At 59.3% G+C, this 263-nt stretch carries 1 protein-coding gene; it reads left to right on the plus strand.

What is annotated here, in order from left to right; all coding sequences use genetic code 11:
• Positions 1–187, plus strand: a 187-nt coding sequence (locus SCA31_RS23965; protein WP_410699496.1) for a hypothetical protein, incomplete at its 5' end; no start/stop codon positions are given.
• Positions 188–263 lie beyond the last annotated feature (76 nt).

Genomic DNA, 263 nt, shown 5'->3' on the forward strand with positions numbered 1-263 from the left:
TGCGAGCTTCAGCTTGCCCACACGGCCCTGGCGGCGGCAAAATGGCAAGCAGGTCTATGGGTTGGACGGCAAGCCGATCGGTCGCATCGAGGAAGTTGTTACAGGTTCATCGCGCCACATACTGCGACGGTCGTTGGGATGCTTCCCGACAATGATGCCCAGGCCTTCCCTCGAACGTCGCGAATAAGGTGCTAGCGACGCGGCTACCGCGCTCTGCTGTATCGTCTTCCGAGGACGATCCGACAACCAAACCGAAAGGAGAT

It is taken from the genome of Chryseobacterium sp. SIMBA_028, from assembly GCF_046535285.1.
Taxonomy (GTDB): Bacteria; Bacteroidota; Bacteroidia; order Flavobacteriales; family Weeksellaceae; genus Chryseobacterium.